Raw genomic sequence first — 2,252 nt, 5'->3', positions numbered from 1 at the left:
AAGTATGGTGCAGGCGTCAGCATGGACGACATCGCTGCGGAGGCCCGTGTATCTAAACCAAAGCTGTATCGCTACTTTGGCGACAAAGCGGGCTTGAACGCGGCGGTGGCGGCGAAACTCGGTGCGTTGATGTGGGATTCGGCGAAAGTCACTATTCTCGCCGACCAAGATTATCTTTCGGTTGACGACATGGTTCGCTCGTCCGTCCAGAGCTACGTCGCGCTCGTCGGGCAGTATCCCACTGTCGTCAGATTCCTTATGGCGAATCACTTGTTTCAGTACTCCGGATCGGGAAATGGCGGAGTTGCTGACGAACTGAGGTCGGTGATGGAGGTCGTCGCCGATCGGTTCACTGAAAGTCTTCAGCGTGTTCACGCAGATACTTCGGTCATTCCCTTGGCCGTGGCGTCCATTCTGGGTTCTGGTCTATCTGCGACTCAGTGGTGGATCGACAACGGTCGTGAGCAAGGGGTGGATGATACGTTCTTCGCCGCACACCTATCAGAGACGACGTGGGGAATCATCGACGGCGCGGCCACAACCGTAGGCGTGGCCTTCTCACGCAGTCTGCCATTCAGCCATCCCGGTTTCGCGTCCCGCCACAAAATGGACTGAATCACCCTAGATATCCAATAATTGTAACTTGTCAAGCTGCGTCGGGTTGTTGCGCGGTGCGGTGTGCCCAAGCGGTGTGTTCGTCGTATTCGGTGCAGTGGCGTACGCACCCGTGCAGGAGCCCGACAAGTCTGTTGGCGAGTGCGTGGAGCGCTTGGTGGTGGAGGTCTCCGGTAGCACGGTGTTGTTCGTAGAACGCGCGAGCGGCCGGACTCTGGCTGAGGGCGCAGAACGCCCACCGGTCGATGGCATCGTAGAGCCGCCGGTTGCGGATATGTCGAGCCAGTACGGCCCGCTTCTTTGCCCGACGCAACTGTCAGGGGTGACGTACCGGCGTAATTCTTGCGAGACTTGGCGTTGGTGTAGCGGTCGACGTCGTCGCTGAATTCACCGAGCCCCGGGCGGCGAGGATGACACCGATTCCTGGCAGGGAGAGGTAGATGGCGGCGTTGTGTGTCAGCGTCCGGGTGTGTTTCAAAATGGCGGGTCAGTTCGGCTTCGAGGTCGCCGATCTGACGGTTCAACTCCGCGATCAACGCCAAGAGTGCGCCCGGCATCGCGCTCGACCTGCGCTGCGAACGCCTGCAACCACGAAAGGCGAACGCTACCGAGCCCGTTTCTGCGCCCGCTGCGCACTCCGCGACGACCTCCATGCAATCTTGATATTCGATAACGAGGACATCGCGCTGGACGCGCTCCTTCAAGCGTTGGGCGCAACAAATCGACCTCAGAGCGCGGTCATCTTGATGCGAGGCGCGCGGGCCTCGCCTGCCGCCGCGGAGCGGCAGAGATTGGGGTCGTCGCAGCATTCGGCCGAGGCAGGTCGGGTGTGAGAGAGTTGCATTCGCGAGATGCCCTTCGTGGTGGCTGGAATGTTCCCTAGACAAGAACTCAGTTACGGGCAGTCCGCAAACGCGGCCTCAGAATAGTCATCTCCAGGTCCGAAATCCTCGCGGCAGATCACTTCTCTCTTTAAAGCTATGTCGGCTTGGTCGATCCTTTAGTGCGGTTCACTTCTGACATAGTGCAGTTTATCTTTCGAAACTAACAGCGGTGCAGGCCGAGCGCACGAAGACGCGACAGACTCGGCACAATTTTTTCACGACAGAGAGGTCCGACCATGAAAAGAATTCCAGACGAGGTCAGCGGGTCGGCCGGCCCCGCTGTCGAGAACTGGGCGCGCTCGTTCTGGAGCACGAGTTTCGACTCGCCTGATCTACCGCCCCACCACCCCGACTGTCTTGGTTGTGGGCCGCAGAACCCGCACGGCCACGCCCTGTCGGTCCAGCGTGACGAGAACGGCGTGGTGGCTCACCATGTGTTCGATCAACGTCATGTCGGGGCACCCGGGATAGCACACGGCGGCGCGGTGGCGACCGTTCTCGACGATCTGTTCGGCTTCCTGCTCTACACAGTGGGTGAGCTCGCCGTGACGCGGCGTCTCGAGCTCGACTACCTGGCGCCGGTTCTGCTCGGCACTCCATACGTATTGCGTGCTGCCGTTCGGTCTCGTGATGGGCGCAAACTGGATCTCACGGCCACGATGGACGATGCGCAGGGCCGCTCGGTAGCCACCGCTACTGCCCTGTTCGTGGTGGTCGAGGTCGAACACTTCATGCAGTCCCAAGCCCGAGCCC

At 60.3% G+C, this 2,252-nt stretch carries 2 protein-coding genes and 1 pseudogene; 2 read left to right on the top strand and 1 reads right to left on the bottom strand.

The window, feature by feature from the left end:
• Positions 1-615 (top strand): TetR/AcrR family transcriptional regulator (locus tag AB0366_RS26805; RefSeq protein ID WP_366246596.1); only part of this gene is annotated, 615 nt, incomplete at its 5' end.
• Positions 616-646: 31 nt separating this feature from the next.
• Here the strand turns inward: AB0366_RS26805 and AB0366_RS26800 are convergent.
• Positions 647-1,163: pseudogene (locus AB0366_RS26800) on the bottom strand (transposase); the annotation flags it as partial.
• A gap of 572 nt (positions 1,164-1,735) precedes the next feature.
• Between AB0366_RS26800 and AB0366_RS26795 the strand changes: the two are divergent.
• Positions 1,736-2,252, top strand: a 517-nt coding sequence (locus AB0366_RS26795; RefSeq protein WP_366246595.1) for a PaaI family thioesterase, incomplete at its 3' end; no start/stop codon positions are given.

It is taken from the genome of Rhodococcus sp. NPDC076796, from assembly GCF_040702765.1.
Lineage (GTDB): Bacteria > Actinomycetota > Actinomycetes > Mycobacteriales > Mycobacteriaceae > Rhodococcoides.
Note: the sequence above shows the minus strand (reverse complement) of the source record. Positions and strands in the feature narration are given on the sequence as shown.